Annotated in this window: 20 protein-coding genes; 11 read left to right on the top strand and 9 right to left on the bottom strand. The window is 41.7% G+C overall.

The features are described from left to right. Positions 1–48: 48 nt before the first annotated feature. Complete coding sequence (locus tag F887_RS03570) at positions 49–570, top strand: hypothetical protein (RefSeq protein ID WP_005296526.1); 522 nt, start codon at positions 49–51, stop codon at positions 568–570. A 109-nt stretch (positions 571–679) separates the two neighbouring features. Here F887_RS03570 and F887_RS03575 read toward each other — a convergent pair whose 3' ends face one another. Both F887_RS03575 and F887_RS03580 read right to left on the bottom strand, forming a co-directional pair. After that, positions 680–1,159, bottom strand: a complete 480-nt coding sequence (locus tag F887_RS03575) for a hypothetical protein (protein ID WP_005296524.1) — start codon at positions 1,157–1,159, stop codon at positions 680–682. 141 nt (positions 1,160–1,300) lie between these two features. Next, positions 1,301–2,167 carry a metal-dependent hydrolase gene (locus F887_RS03580; protein WP_005296521.1) on the bottom strand — a complete coding sequence of 289 codons (867 nt, stop codon included), beginning with the start codon at positions 2,165–2,167 and terminating at the stop codon, positions 1,301–1,303. A 111-nt stretch (positions 2,168–2,278) separates the two neighbouring features. On the opposite strand from F887_RS03580, the gene F887_RS03585 reads away from it, so the two are divergent. Then, positions 2,279–2,899 (top strand): TetR/AcrR family transcriptional regulator, encoded by a 621-nt coding sequence (locus F887_RS03585; RefSeq protein WP_005296519.1) that lies wholly within the window; start codon positions 2,279–2,281, stop codon positions 2,897–2,899. Between the two features lie 44 nt (positions 2,900–2,943). Here the strand turns inward: F887_RS03585 and gatB are convergent, their stop codons facing one another. The 3 genes from gatB to gatC are packed head-to-tail and all read right to left on the bottom strand — an operon-like array spanning position 2,944 to position 6,262. After that, positions 2,944–4,413, bottom strand: a complete 1,470-nt coding sequence (gene gatB, locus F887_RS03590) for an Asp-tRNA(Asn)/Glu-tRNA(Gln) amidotransferase subunit GatB (RefSeq protein WP_005296517.1) — start codon at positions 4,411–4,413, stop codon at positions 2,944–2,946. Further along, complete coding sequence (gatA, locus tag F887_RS03595; protein ID WP_005296515.1) at positions 4,413–5,891, bottom strand: Asp-tRNA(Asn)/Glu-tRNA(Gln) amidotransferase subunit GatA; 1,479 nt, start codon at positions 5,889–5,891, stop codon at positions 4,413–4,415. Before gatA ends, gatB begins: the two co-directional genes overlap by 1 nt. A 53-nt stretch (positions 5,892–5,944) precedes the next feature. After that, positions 5,945–6,262, bottom strand: coding sequence for an Asp-tRNA(Asn)/Glu-tRNA(Gln) amidotransferase subunit GatC (gene gatC / locus F887_RS03600; protein WP_004652310.1), 318 nt, complete (start codon positions 6,260–6,262; stop codon positions 5,945–5,947). Between the two features lie 133 nt (positions 6,263–6,395). On the opposite strand from gatC, the gene F887_RS03605 reads away from it, so the two are divergent. The 6 genes from F887_RS03605 to F887_RS18505 all read left to right on the top strand — a co-directional run bounded on the left by F887_RS03605 (position 6,396) and on the right by F887_RS18505 (position 11,163). Continuing rightward, a complete protein-coding gene (locus tag F887_RS03605; protein ID WP_004652309.1) occupies positions 6,396–7,436 on the top strand; it encodes a rod shape-determining protein in 1,041 nt (346 codons plus the stop codon). A gap of 17 nt (positions 7,437–7,453) precedes the next feature. Continuing rightward, on the top strand, positions 7,454–8,311 hold the full coding sequence (gene mreC, locus F887_RS03610; protein WP_005150135.1) for a rod shape-determining protein MreC: 858 nt from the start codon (positions 7,454–7,456) through the stop codon (positions 8,309–8,311). Beyond that, positions 8,298–8,789: a rod shape-determining protein MreD gene (gene mreD, locus F887_RS03615; RefSeq protein WP_005296512.1), complete on the top strand. Its 492-nt coding sequence runs from the start codon at positions 8,298–8,300 to the stop codon at positions 8,787–8,789. Before mreC ends, mreD begins: the two co-directional genes overlap by 14 nt. Further along, complete coding sequence (locus tag F887_RS03620; RefSeq protein WP_005296510.1) at positions 8,777–9,337, top strand: Maf-like protein; 561 nt, start codon at positions 8,777–8,779, stop codon at positions 9,335–9,337. Before mreD ends, F887_RS03620 begins: the two co-directional genes overlap by 13 nt. A 62-nt stretch (positions 9,338–9,399) precedes the next feature. Beyond that, positions 9,400–10,854: a ribonuclease G gene (rng, locus tag F887_RS03625; protein WP_005296508.1), complete on the top strand. Its 1,455-nt coding sequence runs from the start codon at positions 9,400–9,402 to the stop codon at positions 10,852–10,854. Between the two features lie 135 nt (positions 10,855–10,989). Then, the gene (locus F887_RS18505) at positions 10,990–11,163 is read left to right on the top strand and encodes a PA1571 family protein (protein WP_005296506.1); all 174 of its coding nucleotides are present in this window, start codon (positions 10,990–10,992) and stop codon (positions 11,161–11,163) included. A gap of 35 nt (positions 11,164–11,198) precedes the next feature. Here the strand turns inward: F887_RS18505 and F887_RS03630 are convergent, their stop codons facing one another. Together F887_RS03630 and F887_RS03635 are read right to left on the bottom strand one after the other, a co-directional pair. Next, positions 11,199–12,584 (bottom strand): WS/DGAT/MGAT family O-acyltransferase, encoded by a 1,386-nt coding sequence (locus tag F887_RS03630; RefSeq protein WP_005296504.1) that lies wholly within the window; start codon positions 12,582–12,584, stop codon positions 11,199–11,201. Positions 12,585–12,770: 186 nt separating this feature from the next. Continuing rightward, entirely contained in the window at positions 12,771–13,391 is a 621-nt protein-coding gene (locus tag F887_RS03635; RefSeq protein WP_005192766.1) for a phosphoadenosine phosphosulfate reductase domain-containing protein, read from the bottom strand. Between the two features lie 208 nt (positions 13,392–13,599). On the opposite strand from F887_RS03635, the gene thrH reads away from it, so the two are divergent. Continuing rightward, positions 13,600–14,217 carry a bifunctional phosphoserine phosphatase/homoserine phosphotransferase ThrH gene (gene thrH / locus F887_RS03640; RefSeq protein ID WP_005296503.1) on the top strand — a complete coding sequence of 206 codons (618 nt, stop codon included), beginning with the start codon at positions 13,600–13,602 and terminating at the stop codon, positions 14,215–14,217. Between the two features lie 75 nt (positions 14,218–14,292). Here the strand turns inward: thrH and F887_RS03645 are convergent, their stop codons facing one another. Further along, positions 14,293–15,522, bottom strand: a complete 1,230-nt coding sequence (locus F887_RS03645; protein WP_005296500.1) for an OmpP1/FadL family transporter — start codon at positions 15,520–15,522, stop codon at positions 14,293–14,295. A 252-nt stretch (positions 15,523–15,774) separates the two neighbouring features. Next, positions 15,775–17,097, bottom strand: coding sequence for an outer membrane protein transport protein (locus F887_RS03650; RefSeq protein WP_005296498.1), 1,323 nt, complete (start codon positions 17,095–17,097; stop codon positions 15,775–15,777). Between the two features lie 487 nt (positions 17,098–17,584). On the opposite strand from F887_RS03650, the gene kdpA reads away from it, so the two are divergent. Next, positions 17,585–19,282, top strand: coding sequence for a potassium-transporting ATPase subunit KdpA (gene kdpA, locus F887_RS03655; RefSeq protein ID WP_032862972.1), 1,698 nt, complete (start codon positions 17,585–17,587; stop codon positions 19,280–19,282). Positions 19,283–19,298: 16 nt separating this feature from the next. Further along, the gene (gene kdpB / locus F887_RS03660) at positions 19,299–21,311 is read left to right on the top strand and encodes a potassium-transporting ATPase subunit KdpB (protein WP_005296492.1); all 2,013 of its coding nucleotides are present in this window, start codon (positions 19,299–19,301) and stop codon (positions 21,309–21,311) included. Positions 21,312–21,319 lie beyond the last annotated feature (8 nt).

Here is a 21,319-nt window from a genome sequence, read left to right as displayed (position 1 = left end):
AGACAGAGCGTGGTACAAAGGGAAAGATTGCAATTTGGAACTGTGCTTATGTCTCGTGTTAATTCTTCTGCCCGTGGTAAATTTTCTCATTTGAGTCGTTCTGTGTTGATGGCTGTGGCTGTGTTGGGTACGACCCAAGTGGCAATGGCAGGGCCAACAGTTGATCAACTCAGTGATTGTTTGGTAAAAGCGACCACCGCAGCGGATAAGACTACGGTTTTGCAATGGACCTTTACTGCTTTGGCAGCGCATCCTGATTTAAAGTCTTTTAGTAATGTCACGCCTGAGCAGAAAACCCAGTTGGATCAGAAGTTGGCACAGGTGTTACAGCGTGTGATTGTAGAGCAGTGTTCGACACAGACTAAGGCTGTGATTCAGGCGGAAGGTGTGAAAGCGGTTGGAGAGGCTTTTCAGCAGTTAGGTCAGAGTGCAGGTCAGGATATTGTTAAAGATCCAGCGGTCAGACAGCAGTTGCAAGGCACCTTACGTTATATCGATTTGAATAAATTGGTGACGACTTTTTTAACCCCAGATATCTGGAATAAGTTGGGTGTGTTAAGAGGGCAGTGATTGATTTCATATTGCTGAATTTGATTTAAAAAACCCGCTTTGAAGCGGGTTTCTTATTGATTGAATTTAGCTATTTAGTTCTTCATCAATCTAAGTGGAGTTCTGTCAGTTACAGCTCACAAGCCTTACCTTCATATTCATAACGATGAACTTTATATTCTTGACCATCCCAACGATAAACTGCAAAGCAGAAACCAGGGCCACCATTTTCAATGTCAGGCCAGCCATTTTTTCCTGTCGTTTTCAGAAGTTCTGGTATACCAGAATTACTAAATAATGGCTTCCATTTCCCATTTCGTTGTTGCGAAACAATATAGTAGCCTACACCAGTTCGGCCATAACACACTGAGCTACTATCTTTAATAATCGCATCCTTTCTTCCATCACCATTTAAGTCTTTATATGTAGTGATTTCACCTATATCGCAGTTACCTTCCCAACCATATTTTGTTTTTGAAAAGCCCGCTGCTTTAAAAATAGCCTCAGTATCAGTTTTAGGAACTTGAGGTGTTTGTGCAAAATTAGAATTGCTAATTAAAAGTAAACAAGTGCTAAGAAATAATCTCTTTTTCATAAATTTAACGATCATGTTAGTTTGATTTGAAAAATTATTGTGCAGGTATTTTACCTTATAAAATAAGAAAACCCGCTATAAAAAGAGGGCTTTCTCGTAGATGTTTTCATTACTTGTCTAGCAAGACCGTTAAGGATTTTCTAACTCTAAAATCAATCAGCTTTTAAACGCACTTTTTAAAATACCATTTTCACCAAACAATTTTTCTCGATATTCTGCTTCGAGCTGCTCAGTTTGCATGTGTATGGGATTGAAATCTTTATCTCGTACATCCAACATCTCAACCATTGCTTTAGTGATAATCCCTACACGATTAATTCCTCCAAAGCCTAGATATATACCATCTTTGAGCTCTCGAAGCGAAAACTGAATATCACTCCGTCTTAATATTTTAATCCAGTAATGAAAAAGTACAGGAGAAAGAAGTTTGGTAACCCTACTGAGTGCAATCCTTCTATTTTTAGCCGTATTGCCACCTATGGCATTCAATACATCAAATGCCACAGATTTATGTTCTAACTCTTCCAGCGCATGCCATTCCCATAGGTTTCTACTGTCTTGCGTCGTTCTCTGTTTAATTAACGGATCAGTTAATAATAATCGTGCAAGCGTTGCCGTATAGTGTTCCATCACCACGGTTGCGGCTAATTGTTCAACTTTAGGAAGTTTCCGAAACTCATCTAGTCTTGCTTTGGTCTTGGCTTCTATCTCTATAACTTCTGGATAATCCGAATGAATAAGATGCTCATTTAGAGATTGATGTTCCCGACTATGAAATGCTTCTTGCGCAATAAAATTTCGGATATCTTCTAGTAATTTTTCATCTTTAATTTGATCACGGACATTTCGAATACTCTCGATAAAAAACATTTCTCCAGGTGGAAACATGGCGGAAAGAACCACAAATAATGAGGTAACAACGAGATTATCTTCATAGTAAAAAGAAAACTTTTTGCTTTTATCAAAAGGAATAATCACATTACGACGAACGATTTTTTGTAGAGATTGTGCCGCTATATTCATTTTCTTTTTCCTCAGTGGTTGATGATAATTTGAATGGTTTAAAGTTTATCGATATAATCTATCAATGAATTTATACGGAAAAAAGACGGATTTTATAAGGAGAATTTTAAAGTGGTAACTATAAGAAAACCAAAGCAAAGTAGATCAAAAAATACCTATAATTCTATAGTTGATGCAGGATTCATATCAGTAAAAAATAACGGGTTAGATCATACAACTGTGCTGAAAGTCTGTGAGATTGCAGGGGTTGGGTCAGGAAGTTTTTATGAGTATTTCAAAAACAAAGAGGCGCTGTTTATCGAGATGCAGCAACATTTCATTACTGAGTTGGCGAATGTGATTTATGCAGTCATTCCAGAGATTCAGGATATGCAAATCCCTGACGCGATCAGATCAATTTTTTTGAAAATTGGTGATTTTTTGGCGAAGGATGATAATAAATATTTTTATTGGGTGAGTGTTTCTAGTAAATATAGTACCGAAGCCAGCCATGTGAAGGCAGTCAAAGCCATCAATACCTTAGCGATTGAATATGCGGTAAAACATCCAGAGGTTTTGAGAATAAAAAATCTGAAATTGATGGTTTATATTTTAATTAACTCAAGTGTTGCGCTCACGATGAACTTCTTTTCATCTCAAAATACAGGCTTTACGTTTGAAGACTTAATTGATTGCTTAATTGATATTACGATGTCTTATATTGATGATGATCGCAATAAGTTACAAATATAAAAAAACCCGCTCTAAAGCAGGTTCTAATTTGAAATCAAATGGTATTAACCAATCAATTTTTTCATTAATTCATTCACTTGAGCTGGGTTGGCTTTACCTTTTGCAGCTTTCATGACTTGACCAACTAGGCCGTTAAAGGCTTTTTCTTTACCAGACTTGTACTCTTCGACCATTTTTTCATTGGCTGCAAGCACGTCTTTGATGATCGCTTCAATCGCACCTGTATCGGTTTCTTGCTTCAAGCCTTTCTCAGCAATAATGTCATCCGCAGATTTTCCTTCTGCTTCCCACATAAATCCAAACACTTGCTTCGCAATTTTGCCGTTAATGGTATTGTCGACAATACGTGCAATCATGCCACCTAATTGCGCAGCTGAAACAGGAGAGTCCGCCAATTCTAGGCCTGCTTTGTTTAAAGCACCTGAAAATTCACCCATCACCCAGTTTGCAGACACTTTACCTTGCTTCGCACCGCCCGCAGCAGCCACAACCGCTTCGTAGAAGTCCGCCATTTCGCGTGACAGCGTCAATACATGTGCATCGTACTCAGTCACAGCGAAGTCAGCGATAAAACGCGCACGACGCGCTTTAGGCAATTCTGGAAGGGCAGCGCGTGCCGCTTCGATCTGCTCGTCAGCAATGATCACGGGTAACAAGTCTGGATCTGGGAAGTAGCGATAGTCGTTCGCTTCTTCTTTCGAACGCATTGAACGGGTTTCCATCTTGTTTGGATCAAACAAACGGGTTTCCTGATCGATCGTGCCGCCGTATTCCAAAATTTCCATTTGGCGTTCGATTTCAACATTGATCGCTTGTTCAATGAAACGGAATGAGTTGAGGTTTTTCAACTCGCAACGCGTACCGAAGGGTTGACCCGGACGACGGAGTGACACGTTACAGTCAGCACGGAATGAACCTTCTGCCATGTTACCGTCAGAAATACCTAACCAGCGTACTAAAGTGTGAATCGATTTGATATAGGCAACCGCTTCTTCAACTGAACGCATATCTGGCTCAGATACGATTTCAAGCAATGGTGTACCCGCACGGTTTAAGTCGATACCCGACATACCTTCGAACTGGTCATGAATCGATTTACCTGCATCTTCTTCAAGATGGGCACGGGTTACGCCAATACGCTTCACAGTGCCGTCTTCAAGCTGGATGTCGATATGACCCAAGCCCACAATAGGATTGTCCATCTGGCTGATCTGGTAGCCTTTTGGAGAATCTGGATAGAAATAGTTTTTACGCGCGAATACAGACGCTTGGTCGATATAAGCATCGATACCCAAACCGAAGCGAATCGCAAGATCAACCACTTCCGCATTCAATACAGGCAATACACCCGGCATGGCCAAGTCAACAAGGCTGGCTTGCGTATTTGGGTCTTGACCAAATTCAGTCGATGAACCAGAGAAGATTTTAGACTTGGTCGCCAGCTGTGTGTGGATCTCGATCCCGATAACGACTTCCCAACCGTCAATTAACTTTAACTTTTGAGCTTCAGTCATTATGCATTCTCCTCAGCAATTGCCGCACGTTTGGTATGCCAGTCTGTATTTTGTTGATATTGATGCACAATTGAAAGCAATTGTGATTCTGACCAGTAGTTACCAATCAACTGTAAGCCTACAGGCAGGCTGTCTTTATCAAAACCAACAGGTGCGTTGATGGCGGGTAGACCTGCCAAGTTCACAGCAAGCGTATAGATATCGCCTAAATACATTTCAGTCGGGCTGAGGTTTGCACCGATTTTGTAGGCAGTGGTTGGCGCAGATGGTGCAGCAATCACGTCAACATTTTCAAATGCTTTCAAGAAATCTTGTTGGATCAAACGACGTACTTTTTGTGCTTTGACGTAGTAAGCATCGTAATAACCAGCAGAAAGGGCATAGGTCCCGATCAAGATACGACGTTGTACTTCTGCACCAAAACCTTCTGAACGTGAACGTTTGTATAAGTCCATCAGGTCCACTGGATTTTCACAACGGTAGCCATAACGAACGCCATCAAAACGTGACAGGTTCGAAGATGCTTCCGCAGGTGCGATCAAGTAGTAAGTTGGTACATAGGCTTCAGTCATGTTGAGATCAATCTCAACCAAGGTTGCACCCATGTCTTCAAGCTTTTTCAATGACTCTTCAACGCGTGCTTTCACATCTGCATCTAAACCAGCGACATTGAAGTACTGTTTTGGAATACCAATGCGTAAGCCTTTCACTGCTGTGCCGTTTAGGTTTGCAACGTAGTCATCGACTTCTTTGTTGATCGAAGTAGAGTCTTTGGCATCATGGCCTGCAATGACATTCATCAAGTACGCGCAGTCTTCCGCCGAGCGCGCCATTGGGCCGCCTTGATCCAGTGATGATGCATACGCAATCATACCGAAGCGAGACACACGACCATAAGTCGGTTTTAAGCCTGTTAAGCCACAGAATGAAGCAGGTTGACGAATTGAGCCACCTGTATCCGTGCCTGTTGCGATTGGCGCAAGATCAGCCGCCACAGCCGCTGCAGAACCACCAGATGAACCACCCGGAACATGATCTAGTGCCCAAGGGTTAGACGTTGCACCGACATACGAGTTTTCAGAGGTTGAACCCATGGCGAATTCATCCATGTTCACCTTACCTAAAGTCACGAGACCCGCAGCTTTCGCTTTTGCAACGACGGTTGCATCGTAAGGAGAAATGAAGTTATCCAGCATTTTTGAACCAGCAGTGGTTTTAATGCCTTGGGTACAAAAAATATCCTTGTGGGCAAGTGGAATACCCGCCAACGCATGTGCATGACCTGCTTTCAGTGCAGCATCGGCAGCATTTGCTTCAGCAAGGGCCTGTTCTGCAGTCACTGTTACATAACTTTTTACTTTTGGGTCAATGTGGGCAATACGCTTTAAATAATGTTCAGTCAATTCGCGTGATGAAAATTGGGCCGTTTTTAAGCCTTCAGAGAGTTCACGGATTGATAAGCGATGTAAATCTGTCATATGAAAAATTTCTTTACATTCTAAATATAAAATATTGACTAATTGAATAAATCTTATTCAATTACGCGAGGTACGAGGTACAAACCTGCTTCTGTAGCAGGCGCGACCGCTTGATATTCATCACGATGGTTGCTTTCAGTCACAACGTCAGCGCGTAACGGTTGAGGGTTGTCAAATGGGCTCTTTAAAGGCTCAACATCATCGGTATTAATGCCTTTCAAGCTTTCCATCATGCCAAGGATTTTATTTAAACTTTGAGCATATTCAGCAGATTGCGTGTCATTGAGAGATAAACGGGCAAGGTGTGCAATTTGCGATACCGTTTGCGCATTTAAGTCTGTTGTCTGCTGAGCATCTGATGATGTAGACATAACTTTACCTAATTCAGTATTAAAAAATTTCAAAATATCGTGCGTTATAATAAGCGATTGACTTGTTCAAATCATCACATTTAGTTAAAGTTGCCACCTTGTATTCACACAAAGTTTAATTGAGAACGCCCCCGTGATTCTAAAACGACTAATTGGCTTGTTTTCGCCGGATTTAGCCATTGATTTAGGTACTGCAAATACACTTATTTATGCACCAGGCCGTGGCATTATATTAAATGAACCAACTGTTGTGGCAATTCGCCATAGTGGTTCACAAAAAATTGTTGCCGCTGTAGGTATTGATGCTAAACAAATGTTAGGCCGTACACCAGCGAATATTTCAGCAATTCGTCCGATGAAAGACGGTGTGATTGCTGATTTTGAAGTCACTGAGACCATGTTGAATCAGTTTATCGGCAAAGTGCATGAAAAGCGGTTATTCCCGCCTGCACCGCGTGTCGTTGTCTGCGTACCTTGCAAATCAACACTGGTTGAGCGTCGTGCGATTCGTGAAGCTGTATTTAATGCAGGTGCGCGTGATGTACGTTTAATCGAAGAGCCAATGGCTGCTGCGATTGGCGCAGGTATGCCAGTTGAGCAAGCATGTGGTTCGATGGTTGTGGATGTTGGTGGTGGTACCACTGAAATCGCAATTATTTCATTACAAGGTTGCGTCTACGCTGATTCATTACGTATTGGTGGTGATGTATTTGATGAGCAAATCATCAATTATGTGCGTAAAGCACACGGTTGTGTGATCGGGGAAACAACAGCCGAAGTCATTAAAAAAGAAGTGGGTATGGCTGTTGCTGACGGTAAGACCCTCGAGATTGAAGTTCGTGGTCGTAACTTGGCAGAGGGTGTACCTCGCGCGATTACCGTGACTTCTGATGAAATCACTCAGGCAATTTCTGATCCGTTACAAAGCATTGTAAGCGCTGTAAAATCTGCACTTGAGCAAACACCACCTGAATTGTCTTCGGATATTGCAGAGCGTGGTATTGTGTTGACAGGTGGCGGTGCATTATTGCGTAACCTTGATAAATTACTTGCGCAAGAAACAGGTTTACCTGTGATTGTTGCAGACGATCCTTTAACTTGTGTCACTCGTGGCGGCGGTAAAGTATTAGAGTTCTTTGACAATCCAAACCACGACATGCTTTTCGTTGGTTAAATCATAAGGACTAGGCGGTGCAACCGAATCTTTTTTCAAGACAACCGCCATCTTTTCGCTCATTTGTCATTGCGGTGATTACATGCTTGGTGGTGCTTTTCTTTGATTGGCGCATGCCTTATGTGATTCAACCTGCAAGGGATGTCTTGTACGCCGCGTATAATCCAATTTATGCGCTGGCAAGCTATCCTGTACTGTCGCGAGAATGGCTTAACCAACAAACCAAATCTGAAGCGCAATTGCGACGTGAAAACACGGCAATGCAAGCTGAGCTGCTACAAGCACAAGTCCGTCTACAAAAACTTTCAGAACTTTCTGCGGAAAATAACCGTTTGAGAGGGCTTTTGGATACGCCATTGATTATTGATGGTCGTATGCAGATTGCGGAGGTGATCGGCACTGATGCTGATCCATTGCGTCATATTATTATAATTAACCGTGGTTCAGTTGATCATTTAAGTACAGGGCAAACTGTGCTCGATGACAAAGGGATTATGGGGCAGATTATTAATGTGTACCCACATAGTGCCCGTATCATGTTGCTGTCTGACAAAGAGCATTCATTGTCTGTGCGTTTAGAACGTACTGGCATGCGTGCGATTATTTCGGGCACAGGTGATTTAGGTCAGCTCAAAATGGAATATGTGCCGACCAGTGCCAATATTCAGGTTGGGGATAAAGTCTTTAGTTCAGGCTTGGGTGAACATTTTCCTGCGGGTTATTTAGTGGGGACAGTGTCTAAAGTCAGTCGTCATACTTCAGGTGAATTTGCTGAAATTGATGTCACACCTGCTGCTCAACTTGCCAGTGGTCATCATGTTGTGGTGCTCTTCTCTGAATCCTTAGCGCAGGAGCAACCTTATGCCGATCGCTAAGCTTAATTACGAGAAACGCAAAGATCCACTTTGGATGATTATCCTCTCCATCGTGATCGGCTCTGTATTGATGGTTTATCCTATGGCCTATGAGGCCTCAGGCTGGCGACCATCAATCATGCTGATGATTATGCTGTTCTGGATTTTATATCAGCCTGTATGGTGTGGTGTCTGGTTTGCTTTCGGTATGGGGCTTTTTGCCGATTTGCTGTTGGATGCACCCTTTGGCTTAAATGCACTCAGTTTCGTTGTGATCAGTTTCGGGATACGTTACTTAATTCGTGAACGCCGTATTCTGACTTTTGGAAATTCGTGGGTGATAGCCGTTATCGCGGTTGTGACACACATTACGTTCCTCTGGATTAGCCAGACCATTTCAGGCACACATTTTTCGATTGCACGCCATTGGCAACCAGTTGTGACAAGTGTATTGATATGGCCACTGGTTTATTATTGCTTACATAAATGGCGCATATAATTCTCGCATCGAGCTCGCCTCGTCGGCAGGAGCTATTACAGCAACTGGGTCTGGACTTTGAAATTTATAGTCCTGATATCGATGAGGCTGTGCGAGATGGGGAAGCGGTTGAACAATATGTGGAACGTCTAGCACGAGCGAAGGCGCAGACAGTTTTAAATCAGTATCCTGACGCTATTGTGATTGCGGCAGATACCAGTTTAAGTTTTGCAGGGCAGATTATTGGTAAGCCAGAATCAAAACAGCATGCCTTTGAAATCTGGTCAACACTTTCCGGACAATGGCATGAGGTCTACTCTGGAATTTGTGTGGCAAGCTCTGCTCGCATATTGAGTCATGTTGTAAAAACTCAAGTTGAGATGCAACAACTCAGTCATGCAGAAATGGAACAATATTGGGCGACGGGTGAGCCTTTAGGCAAAGCTGGTGCATATGCCATACAGGGAATTGCGGCGAAATATATTCCGCAGATTCGAGGCAGTTATAGCAATGTTGTTGGCTTGCCTTTATATGAGATTGCACAGTTATTAGAAAGCGTTAAAGCATAGGCGTTAGATGCCTGAGCTGACACTTTCGGATATAAGAATTTTTATAAAATTTTGAGTTTGTTATGGCAGAAGAGTTGCTGATTAACGTCACGCCGATGGAATGTCGTGTGGCATTGATTGAAAATGGAACAGTCAATGAATTATTCGTTGAACGCACTGTAAAGCGTGGCTTAGTGGGTAATATTTACAAGGGTAAAGTGGTACGCGTACTCCCTGGTATGCAGGCTGCCTTTGTTGATATTGGTTTATCTCGAACTGCTTTTCTACATATCAACGATATGGTGTGGTCTCGTTCGCAACCAACGCCAAACGTTTTTGAACTTTTACATCCAGGGCAGATGCTCACTGTCCAAGTCATGAAAGATATGCTGGGTACCAAAGGTGCTCGTCTAAGTACCGATCTTTCCATCCCATCGCGCTATCTCGTTCTCATGCCTTATGGCAATCACATTGGCGTGTCTCAGCGCATTGAGTCAGAAGAAGAGCGTGACCGTTTACGTGGCATTATTGAACATATTCAGGCAGAACATAATTTGCCGGGAAGTGTGATTGTTCGTACTGCGGCAGAAGGCGTGGATGAAGCTGCGATTGCACAGGATATGTGTTATCTGAGTAAACTGTGGGAGTTTATTCAGCGTAAGCAAAAAGAAGCGGCAACGGCTGAACTGATTTTTGAAGAACTCCCTTTACCACAACGCATCATCAGAGATTTAGCCAGTGATGAAACTGCTAAAATCTATGTGGATTCACGTGAGATTCATGGCAAGCTTAGTGAGTTTGTAGATGAGTTTGTTCCAACCATTCAAAATCGCCTAATCCACTATCCTGGTGAAAAGCCACTTTTCGATTTGTATAACGTCGAAGAAGATATTCAAAAAGCGTTGCAAACCCGTGTCGCTCTCAAGTCTGGTGGCTATCTGATGATTGATCAGACCGAAGCCATGACCACGATTGATGTCAACACAGGTTCATATGTTGGTGGACGTAGTTTAGAAGACACCGTATTTAAAACCAATATGGAAGCAACTCAAGTGATCGCACGACAACTGCGTCTGCGTAATTTGGGTGGTATTTTGATTATTGATTTTATCGACATGCAAGAAGCTGAGCATCGTGAAGAAGTGATGCGACAGTTTGAACGAATGCTGGAACGTGATCACGCCAAGACTAAAATTACCCAAGTTTCGGAACTGGGTTTGGTTGAAATGACCCGTAAACGCACCCGTGAATCGCTGGAACATTTGTTGTGTGAGTCATGTCCAACCTGCCAAGGGCGGGGCTATGTGAAGACAGCAGAGACAGTATGTTACGAGATATTTCGAGAGGTCATGCGTTATGCGCGTGCATTTGATTCCAAGGGTGGCTTTACTGTCGTTGCTCATCCAGCCGTGATAGATCGGCTATTAACAGCAGAAGCCCCAGCTGTCGCGGATTTAGAACATTTTGTGAATCGGGTGATCAAATTCCAAGTGGAAAATCTATATACGCAAGAGCAATACGATATCATTTTGACCTAAAGTTGTAACAAGATTTCGCTTAATCCTTGTTACAACTGAAATTTTACTTTCTATCACGAATTTTAAATACTAGAACCATAAAATGAGCCATAGGTACTTTTCGGTGCCTTAGCAAATAATATGAGGTATCTAATTATGAATGTGAGTGAAAGATTAGTGAATCACGGTTTTAAGCATGTATTAGACAGTAACCCTGTAAACACATGTTATATGGTAGATAGCCAAGGTAAAGAAGTTCCAATTACTACGGCAATGATTCGTTCAGCCTGCCATCAGCTATTACAGCGTTGCCGCACAATTAAAAAATAAGGGGCTATTCGAAGCCCCTTAATTTTTCTCTATACTTAATTCGCAACTTTTTGTTGAGGCAAGCCTTGAATTGCTTGTTCAAAACGTTGAATTTCTTCTTCTAAATGTGTCAGTAGATTTTGCATTTTTGGCAAAGCATTACGACATGCAATCAGACCCACTTCCAGTTTATCTAAATAACTGGTCATGGTGATATTCAGTGCCTGACCATCCATCACAATAGATGCAGGGTAGAGCGCATCGAGTTTGGCGCCATTCCAGTACAGCGGTTCACGCGGACCTGGTACGTTTGATATGACAAGGTTAAATGCCTGACGTTTAGGTAACATGCCTGATGCAATGTTTAAACCTGCTGGGCCATACACCACCGCACTATAATTCAAAATTTCATTGGCAGTCATACGGCTAAAACGTTGTTTCGAGTTCTGCACGCTGCGACGAATGATTTCCAGACGTTCAATTGGATCTTCAATATGAGTTGCCAGATTTGCCAAAATCATGGTGATGCGGTTACTGACATCTGAATCATCTGTACGAAGTGATGCCGGCACCATCGCAATCAACGGTTTCTTTGGCAAGCTATTGTGACTGATTAAGTATTCACGCAATGCACCAGAACATACCGCCAAGATAACGTCATTCAACGTTACACCCAAAGATTTGGCAATATGACGGAAACGGCCGAGCTCAAAAGATTGCGCTGCAAAACGACGTGAAGAGCTTACACGTTGATTAAGAATCGATGGTGGGGCTTGGAAGGTTGAGACATAGTCAGGATTTTTGCCAATCTCTTTAAAGATGGTTTGAGAAAGCTCTTGCATCACTTTTGGTGCAACTTCAAGTTGAGATTTAATCCCTTCCATGACACTCTTAATTTTGCTGACTGTCGGTGGCTTAGGGGCTTTTAAACGCTTGGTTCGTTTTCCTTCAACACACCAAAGTGGCACAACATGCTTTTCATTTGGATCATGAGAGAGTGATTTTTCAATCAGACGCATACCCGCCACGCCATCTACCATGGCATGATGGATTTTGAAATACATGGCAAAGCGATTGCCTTCAATGCCTTCAATCACATCACAGGTCCAGAGCGGCTTAGCACGATCGATTAATGAGCTATGCTGCTGCGAAATATACACAAGTAATTCGCGAATACGTCCTGGATTAGGCAAAGCGATATGACGGAAATGATGGTCGATATCAAACTCGCTATCTTCACCCCAAAACAAACCATTCAACTGATTGTTAAATGGCGGAACAGGAATACTTTTAGATTGGCGAATTTCATTGACTAGATCGTGCACAAATGTGGGTGAAGCATTCTCTGGAAGCTCGAATAAAAACAATCCACCTACATGCATAGGTTGTTGCCTTTTCTCTAGCGAGAGAAAGATAAAATCAATCGGGTGTAGTGGGCGCATAGCAGACCTAGCCTCTTCATCGCATTTTTTCTAAGATACTCTCATGGAGCTCTTATTAGAATTATTGGAACCGTTCTGCGCAGTATATACTGTTTGTTCTGGTTAAAATATGACTTTAGACAAGCGAGTCAGAAAAAGTAAAACCACTGACGAATCAGTGGTTTTATTTTAATAAAGGTCTTGAATTTAGTGATTTAGATGCAAACCACATTCGCGGTGTTCTTCACCTTTGGTCGGATCAAAATAATCTTCATTGTCGGGTAAGTTATGTTTTTGCATATATTCCCATAAGTCTTTTGAAGTCCATTTTAATAATGGGGCAACTTTGATAAGACCATCTGGATTAATACTTACTGGATCCATTTCTGCACGAACAGCAGTATCCGTTGCACGTAAAGCGGTAAACCAAACTTTTGGTGCAGTTTCACGTAAGGCACGTTCAAATGGTTCTAGCTTTACTTCAGCAGTAAAGGCTTCATGTTTTGGATCATCAAGCGCAGGAACAGTACCTTCCAGTGCCTCTCGATGAGCACGTGAACGTTTTGGTAAATAGGTGAGAAGGTTCAAATTGAGTAATTTGGTAATTTCATCGACATACTTATAAGTCGTTTCAGTATTGTAGCCATTGTCCATCCATACCACTTGGATATCAGGTTTGACACGGGTCAACATATGTAAAATGACAGCTTCAAATGGACGAAAATTAGTGGTCACAATAGCTTTTTCATTTAAGCTTAATGCCCATTCAACTAATTTTTCAGCATCATTGCCAAATTCTGTATTGATTTGATCCAAGTTTAAAGTCATAACGCGTTGCCTTTTATGCTCATCGGTCTTCGTCGTATACACGACACACTACGCCATATAGTAATGCAATTATGTTGAGTCGGATATGTTCTCCAAGGAAATTCTTATTCAAAAAATCTATGGTTAGAGCATGAAAAAAGGGCAATTGTTGAGCACATCTCCATGTTAAACTAGCGCAATTTTTAACAGATAGGACAGTCGGATAAGCATGGAAATTGTATGCCTAGATCTTGAAGGGGTTTTAGTTCCAGAAATTTGGATTAACTTTGCAAAAAAAACAGGGATTAAAGAACTTGAGGCAACCACACGTGATATTCCAGATTACGATGTGCTCATGACTCAACGTTTGAATATCTTAAAACAGCATGGTTTGGGCTTAAATGATATCCAGGCAGTGATTGCAGATATGGGGCCTTTTGAAGGTGCCAAAGAGTTTGTGGAGTGGGTGCGTACTCATTTTCAACTGATTATTTTATCTGATACGTTCTATGAGTTCGCTCATCCATTGATGAAACAATTGGGATGGCCAACGATTTTCTGTCATAAACTTGAGACAGATGAGAACGGCATGATTACTGCGTATAAATTGCGTCAACCTGATCAAAAGCGTCAGGCGGTAAAAGCATTACATGGCTTAAACTTCCGCGTTATTGCGGCGGGCGACTCTTATAATGATACCACCATGCTGGGTGAGGCTGATCATGGTTTCCTGTTTGATGCGCCAGACAATGTGATTGCTGAGTTTCCACAATTCCCACCACTGCATGGCTATGAAGCTTTAAAGCAGGCGATTCGTTCTGTATCGCAACGTGATATCCCAGAATAACGAATCCTCCCCAACCCTCCTTTAGAAAAGGAGGGAGTTTCCCCTCTTTTTTAAAGAGGGGTTAGGGGAAATTGCTTAGAACTTATAACCAATTTTTAGGCCATATGCGATTGCATCATTATTCTCAAATTCAGCTACATAGCCGGGTGTATTGAATTGAGAACCTGATTGCGCTTTCGCATCGCCAAGCCAGAAGTATTTCACACCACCCGCAATAAAGGTCGCAGGCGTAGGGCTATATTGAACACCCACACCAACATTCCAGTAACCTTCTGTTGGACCCAATGTAGTGACTGGGTTACCTGCACCTGAGTCCCAGCCCACTGATAGATTGCCTGCCCATTGGTCATTGATTTTACGACCGACACCCGCAGTAATCGAGTATTGATCTTCGGTATAGGCTACAAGATCAAAACCGTCTTTTTTACCTGTAATTTTTACAATATCTGATACAAGTGAAGCTTCACCAAATTTATATGGACGGATGGCAAAGTCCTTCCAGTTCACCCAACGTAAGTTCGCAAATGCAATCGTGTTTTCCATAATGCCAGTTTGGAAATCAAGATTGACAGATTGTGGTGTAGTGATTTCCGTTTGACCTTCAGCGTTATTAATCTGAGCTAAACCCGCATTGAGATCTGCTGACTGCGTCATTCCTGCAATGCCATGTTTTTCATAAGCATTCATTTCATGCTTGATTTTTGCACGGTAAGTTAAAGAGGCTTTGAGTGCAATTTCAGGAATTTGATAAGCAACACCAGCTAACCAACCTACAGCTTCATCACGGCCTGTTTTAAAATCATAACCACTGTAAGCACTATAGCTTTGGCCACGTAATAATACGGTGCTGTCTAAAGTTTGGTAAACCGCACCTGCATAGAGGTTCCAGTTTTGATTCGGTTGGTAACCAAATAACAAGTTTAAGTTTTCAGTATCAACCGTAACTGATGTACCACCCTTAAATGGAACAGGACGGCTTTCGATAAAGTTACTTGTGCCCGTATATTCTGCATCTGCTCCATAAGGCTGGTCATAAATAAGACCAATCGAGAATTTTTCGGTTGCTTGAATTTTTAAGGCTGCATTTGGCGAGTAGTAATGATTCGCCATATTCCCTGTATTATTTTGAGATATGTCTTTACCTGATACATTTGGATCAAGAACTGTAATACCCGCTTCAAAATAATTGTTTGGCTGTAGGAACGCTGCAATTGATTGGCCTGAGCGATCCAGTGCTGCGGCAAATGTTGTCGTTGTTGGGACTAAGCTAAGTAGTAGAGCCGTTTGAATAGCATTCAGCTTCATTAATATGTTCTCTCAAATCACTTTGTAACAGAATGGCGCGGAAAGTAACATAATTTTTATTCGCTTAAATATTTTACAAATGTCAATAAATGAACTGGTAAGGTCACGAAAAATAGTTGAGCATTCAAGTTTTACCTTGATGGTTTTGATGTTTGAAATGAGTTAAGGGTATTGACCTATTATTTTGATTTTATTTATTAAAGCACAATAAAAAAGGCCATCCGAAGATGACCTTTTTTTTATAAATTCTGATTAGAATTTATAACCAATTTTTAAGCCGTATGCGATTGCATTGTTGTCTTCGAATTTTCCAGCATCAGAGTGAGCACCTGTTACAGCATCAGCATCACCCAACCAGAAGTATTTCACACCACCCGCAATAAAGGTCGCAGGAGTAGGGCTGTATTGAACACCAACACCAACATTCCAGTAACCTTCTGTTGGGCCAAGTGTAGTTACAGGATTACCTGCACCAGAATCCCAGCCTACAGAAACGTTACCAGCCCATTGTTCGTTTAGCTTACGGCCAACACCTGCATTTACAGACCATTGGTCTTTACTATAATCAACTAAGTTAAAACCGTTCGGCTTTCCTAATTGAGGTAATAATTGGCCAGCAGCTTGAGAAACGATACCAAATTTATATGGTTGGATAGAGAAGTCTTTCCAATTTACCCAACGGATATTCGCAAAAGCAACAGTATTCGCCATGATCCCTGTTTGGAAATCTAAGTTTACAGATTGAGGTGTTGTGATTTTTGTTTTGCCACTACCACCTAGGGCTGCAAGTTTTTGTCCAATCGCTTGTTGTTGAGCTGGATCTGTAATATTTAAAGCACTAAATAATAATGCAGGGTTCGCAGCAACTAAGTTAACAATAGGAATATTTTCATTAATATTAATATTATGGTCGATTTCTGAGCGATATGTCACAGATGCTTTTAATGCAATTTCAGGAATTTGATATGCAAGACCTGCTAACCAACCTACATCGCCAGTTTCTTTAATATCAGCATCATAGCCATTATATAGGCTATAAGCACTACCACGTAATTTTACTTTACCTTTCACAGTTTGGTAGACAGCACCACCATAAAAATTCCAGTTCACTGTTGGTTGATAACCAAAAATTAAGTTAAGGTTTTGAGTATCAACATCAACTGAAGTACCACCAGTAACAACATTTCCTAAGCCAGCTTGACCAAGTGTTGGACTTTTTGGTGAAGGTAATAATAGGTTATTTGGGTTAGCAACAAAATTATTATTCCCTTTATATTCAGCATCAGCACCAAATGGTTGATCATAAATCAAACCAAAAGAGAAGTTTTCAGTGGGTTGCAATTTTAACGCTGCATGAGGGAAATAATAATCACCAGCCATATCGCCTGTGTTATTACCAGCAAGATCTTTACCAGAAACATCAGGGTCTAGAACCGAAATACCCGCTTCAAAATAGTTACCAGGCTGTAAAAAAGCAGAAATAGATTGACCTGAACGGTCTAACGCAGCTGCAAATACTCCAGTTGCAGGTAGCGTTGCTAAGATCATGGCAGTGCTAAGATGTTTTAATTTCATTGTAATCTTTCCTTGAACTTCAAGATTCTTAAGTGTTAAGAAGCTATGATTTGATAACAAAAAAGTTATCTATCGTGATTGGCTATAACTTCATGTAACAAAAATACCATAATTAAAATAAGAGTAAATGTTCTAAATGAACTAAGCAGTACGAAGGATTAGATGAAAATGGACAAAAATAAATCTTAAAAAATTTATATACATATGTGTATTTATTTGTAAAATAATGATAAATATAAATTATTATTTTAAAATAAGAATCATTATTTTTTGCATTTTTCAAAAAAAAGTTTTTCATATGGTCAAAGATTTTTTGTAAAAAGTAGGATTTATTTCTCCATATTTACTTTTTAGGTATTTTTTTAAGCATTCTAAATAAGATTCAAATAATTTACGCAAAATTTACGCCTTCCGATTCTTTCAATATAGAGAATTTACGTCTCCAATTTCCATACTAAAGCTGACCTATTTTTAAATGGCATTTGCTATGTGGGAATTTATTTCTGTATTTGTCCTTTCTTTGATGTTGGCTTATCCGCTTGGTGCTTATCTTGCTGATGTGATGCAAGCAAAGCCAATGAAAAGTGACCGATTGTTTAACTGGATCGAGCAGCCAATTTATGCCGTACTTGGCGTAAAACGCTGTGGTATGAACTGGCGGCAATATCTTGCTGCTTTTATCTTTAGCAACATTTTACTGCTTGGAACAAGTGTCACCATTCTAATGACACAGGCATGGCTACCATTAAATCCAGATCATATTCCCAATATGAACTGGGATTTAGCATTGCATACCACAATTTCATTCCTCACCAATACTAATCAGCAGCATTATTCAGGGCAGGCTCAACTGTCTTATTTATCGCAAATGACCGTGATTGTTGGTTTGCAATATTTATCGCCCATTATTGGGCTTGCATTATTGGTCGCAATGCTAAGAGCGCTGTTCCTGCAATCAGATCAAAACAAAGCTTCAAACCCAAACAATTGGAATCAGATCAATTTAGGCAATTACTGGATGGATATCATCCGACCATTGTTTAGATTCTTTATTCCACTTGGTTTAATTTTTTCTTTGCTGCTTACTTTTCAAGGTGTGCCAGCAACCTTGTCTGCGGGGCCAACAGCGCAGGTCTTAGATCAAAGCGCTGAGGTGCAAACACAACATATTCCACTGGGTCCAGTTGCGCCCATGGTTGCAATTAAACAGCTTGGCAGTAACGGTGGTGGTTGGTATGGCCCAAATAGTAGTGTGCCTTTAGAAAACCCAACACCGTTGTCCAATGTGATTGAGATGATTGCGATCTTACTGATCCCATTGTCAGTGGTGTTTATGGTCGGACGCTTTATCCAACGTAAAAAACTGATGTGGATGATTTTTGGCAGTATGTTATTGATGTCATTGATTTCCACCTCTTTGGCTTTCTGGGCTGAAAAATCATCTTTGATTCCTAATATTGCTTTGATGGAAGGTAAGGAAGTCCGTTTTGGTGCGGATGCATCGGCACTTTGGGCAAGTCTCACCACACAAGTGAACAATGGTTCAGTCAACATGATGCATGACTCCGCCTCACCACTGACAGGCTTGGTGGAACTGTGCAATATGCTGATCAATGCCATATGGGGTGGGATTGGCTGTGGTTTATTACAGTTCTTTATTTATCTATTTTTAGCAGTATTTATCGCAGGTTTAATGACAGGCCGGACCCCCGAATTGTTTGGTCGAAAAGTGGAAGTCACTGAAATCAAGCTTTTAGCTCTGGTGATCTTGTTACAACCCGTGGTGATTCTTGGTTTGACTGCGATCGCAATCGCATTTCCAACGCTGACAGGCAATTCCAATCCAGCGTTTCATGGCATTAGCCAAGTGTTTTATGAGTATGTCTCTGCTTATGCCAACAATGGCTCTGGTTTTGAAGGTTTAGGCGATAACACCTTATGGTGGAATCTGAGCGCCAGTGTGGCTTTGTTGGCAGGTCGTTATAGCGTGTTGATTATTCCTGTTTTAATTGCGGTCAGCCTAGAAACCAAACCACAAGCTGCTGAAAGCAAAGGATCTTTACACATCGAATCCCCCACATTTGCACTGACCTTAATTGGGATCGTGTTGATTCTCACTTTATTGCAATTCATGCCAGTGTTGGTGATCGGACCAATTGCTGACTATCTGTCTATAAAAGTTTAAGTGTGGAGCAAGCACAATGAAACATTCAAATGCGACACAACACATGGATATTTTGAATAAAGAAATCCTTCAACAAACTTTTTATAAGCTATTGCCGCAATATGCCTTTAAAAATCCAGTCATGGCATGTGTATGGGTGAGCACACTCTTAACAATTGCAGCGACCTTGATGGGAAGTACCAGCTTCGGTTTCGGTTTAGTGTTGAGCTTGATTCTATTGGTCACTGTATTATTCGCCAATTATGCTGAAGCAGTCGCAGAAGCTAAAGGACGCGGGCAGGCAGCGTCCTTACGTCAAGCGCGTGAAAACTTAACTGCTAATCGGATTACCGATCTGGATGCAGCGCCGGTGGTCATCTCTGCAAATCTACTCAAAAAAGATGATTTAGTCATTGTCAAAGCGGGTGAAATTGTCCCTGCGGATGGGGAGATTATTCAAGGTTTCGCGACCATTAATGAGTCTGCGGTGACTGGTGAGTCTGCACCTGTATTGCGTGAAGCCAATACTGACCGTTCAGGGGTGATTGGGGGGACCAAAGTCTTATCTGATGAGATTATGATTCGGGTCAGTAATGAAGCGGGACATAGTTTTCTAGACCGTATGATTGCATTGGTTGAAGGAGCCAATCGTCAAAAAACACCAAATGAGATTGCACTGAGTATCTTACTCAATATCATGACCATCACCTTTATTGTCGTGGTCGCGACCTTGCCATTCATTGGGGCAATGGTCGGGATCAAAATCAGTCTAGTCTTGTTGATTGCTTTACTGGTGTGTTTGATTCCAACTACGATTGGAGGATTACTGCCTGCGATTGGGATTGCAGGCATGAACCGCGCCTTAAAAGCCAATGTTCTCGCTAAATCAGGCAAGGCTGTCGAAGTTGCTGGTGATATTGATGTGCTGCTATTAGATAAAACAGGCACGATCACCTATGGTGACCGTCAAGCCACTGCCTTTTATCCTTTGGCAGGCGTAAGCCCAAGTGAGTTACGCCAAGCCGCAATATTAACTTCTTTTGCTGACCCAACTCCTGAAGGGAAATCCGTGGTGAGTCTGGGCAAAGAATTGGGTGAAAGCATTAAAGAACCAGTAGGTGCAGAATTTATCCAGTTTAGTGCTGCAACACGCTTGTCTGGAGTGGATTTAGTCACAGGGCAAAGCATTCGTAAAGGTGCTGTGGATGCGATTCTTAAATTTACCAACCAAGACATCAGGGATAACGTTGAGCTTAAAACCCGCGTAGAACAGGTTGCTTCGAAAGGTGCGACCCCATTAGTGGTTGCTTCGAATCACAGTATTTTAGGGGTGATTGAACTCTCAGATGTGATTAAACAAGGGATTAAAGAACGCTTTGCACTATTACGTGAGATGGGCATTAAAACCATTATGGTCACAGGGGACAATCCATTGACTGCTGCTGCGATTGCAGCTGAAGCAGGGGTGGATGATTATATTGCTGAAGCACGACCTGAAGATAAACTGGCTTGTATTCGCAAAGAACAAGCGGCTGGTAAATTGGTGGCGATGGTCGGTGACGGAACCAATGATGCGCCTGCTTTGGCTCAAGCAGATATTGGCTTGGCCATGAATTCAGGCACCCAAGCAGCCAAAGAAGCAGGCAATATGGTGGACCTTGATTCAGATCCAACCAAACTGCTTGATGTCGTGGAAATTGGGAAGCAGCAATTAATCACCCGTGGTGCATTAACCACCTTTTCTTTGGCAAATGATGTGTCTAAATACTTTGTCATTTTACCTGCATTGTTTGCTGTGGCAATTCCTCAACTTGGGGTGCTCAATATCTTGCAACTGAGCAGTCCAAGCAGTGCGGTGATTTCAGCATTGATCTTTAATGCGCTGATTATCCCGATGTTGATTCCATTGGCACTAAAAGGGGTGCAGTTTAAGCCTGCCAGTGCCTTGCAATTATTACGCCGTAATATGTTGATCTATGGTGTGGGTGGGGTGATTTTCCCTTTTATTGCAATCAAGTTGATTGACCTTGTTGTGTCATTGTGGATTTAGGAGAAAGA

This window comes from Acinetobacter sp. NIPH 2100 (genome assembly GCF_000369805.1).
Lineage (GTDB): Bacteria > Pseudomonadota > Gammaproteobacteria > Pseudomonadales > Moraxellaceae > Acinetobacter.
This window is presented reverse-complemented; position numbering and strand designations above follow the sequence as displayed.

Excerpts from the sequence above, each read along its gene's own strand:
- F887_RS03570 (WP_005296526.1), top strand. The coding sequence starts at position 49 with ATGTCTCGTGTTAATTCTTCTGCCCGTGGTAAATTTTCTCATTTGAGT.
- F887_RS03575 (WP_005296524.1), bottom strand. The coding sequence starts at position 1,159 with ATGATCGTTAAATTTATGAAAAAGAGATTATTTCTTAGCACTTGTTTA.
- F887_RS03580 (WP_005296521.1), bottom strand. The coding sequence starts at position 2,167 with ATGAATATAGCGGCACAATCTCTACAAAAAATCGTTCGTCGTAATGTG.
- gatB (WP_005296517.1), bottom strand. The coding sequence starts at position 4,413 with ATGACTGAAGCTCAAAAGTTAAAGTTAATTGACGGTTGGGAAGTCGTT.
- gatA (WP_005296515.1), bottom strand. The coding sequence starts at position 5,891 with ATGACAGATTTACATCGCTTATCAATCCGTGAACTCTCTGAAGGCTTA.
- gatC (WP_004652310.1), bottom strand. The coding sequence starts at position 6,262 with ATGTCTACATCATCAGATGCTCAGCAGACAACAGACTTAAATGCGCAA.
- mreD (WP_005296512.1), top strand. The coding sequence starts at position 8,298 with ATGCCGATCGCTAAGCTTAATTACGAGAAACGCAAAGATCCACTTTGG.
- F887_RS03620 (WP_005296510.1), top strand. The coding sequence starts at position 8,777 with ATGGCGCATATAATTCTCGCATCGAGCTCGCCTCGTCGGCAGGAGCTA.
- rng (WP_005296508.1), top strand. The coding sequence starts at position 9,400 with ATGGCAGAAGAGTTGCTGATTAACGTCACGCCGATGGAATGTCGTGTG.
- F887_RS18505 (WP_005296506.1), top strand. The coding sequence starts at position 10,990 with ATGAATGTGAGTGAAAGATTAGTGAATCACGGTTTTAAGCATGTATTA.
- F887_RS03630 (WP_005296504.1), bottom strand. The coding sequence starts at position 12,584 with ATGCGCCCACTACACCCGATTGATTTTATCTTTCTCTCGCTAGAGAAA.
- F887_RS03635 (WP_005192766.1), bottom strand. The coding sequence starts at position 13,391 with ATGACTTTAAACTTGGATCAAATCAATACAGAATTTGGCAATGATGCT.
- thrH (WP_005296503.1), top strand. The coding sequence starts at position 13,600 with ATGGAAATTGTATGCCTAGATCTTGAAGGGGTTTTAGTTCCAGAAATT.
- F887_RS03645 (WP_005296500.1), bottom strand. The coding sequence starts at position 15,522 with ATGAAGCTGAATGCTATTCAAACGGCTCTACTACTTAGCTTAGTCCCA.
- F887_RS03650 (WP_005296498.1), bottom strand. The coding sequence starts at position 17,097 with ATGAAATTAAAACATCTTAGCACTGCCATGATCTTAGCAACGCTACCT.
- kdpA (WP_032862972.1), top strand. The coding sequence starts at position 17,585 with ATGTGGGAATTTATTTCTGTATTTGTCCTTTCTTTGATGTTGGCTTAT.
- kdpB (WP_005296492.1), top strand. The coding sequence starts at position 19,299 with ATGAAACATTCAAATGCGACACAACACATGGATATTTTGAATAAAGAA.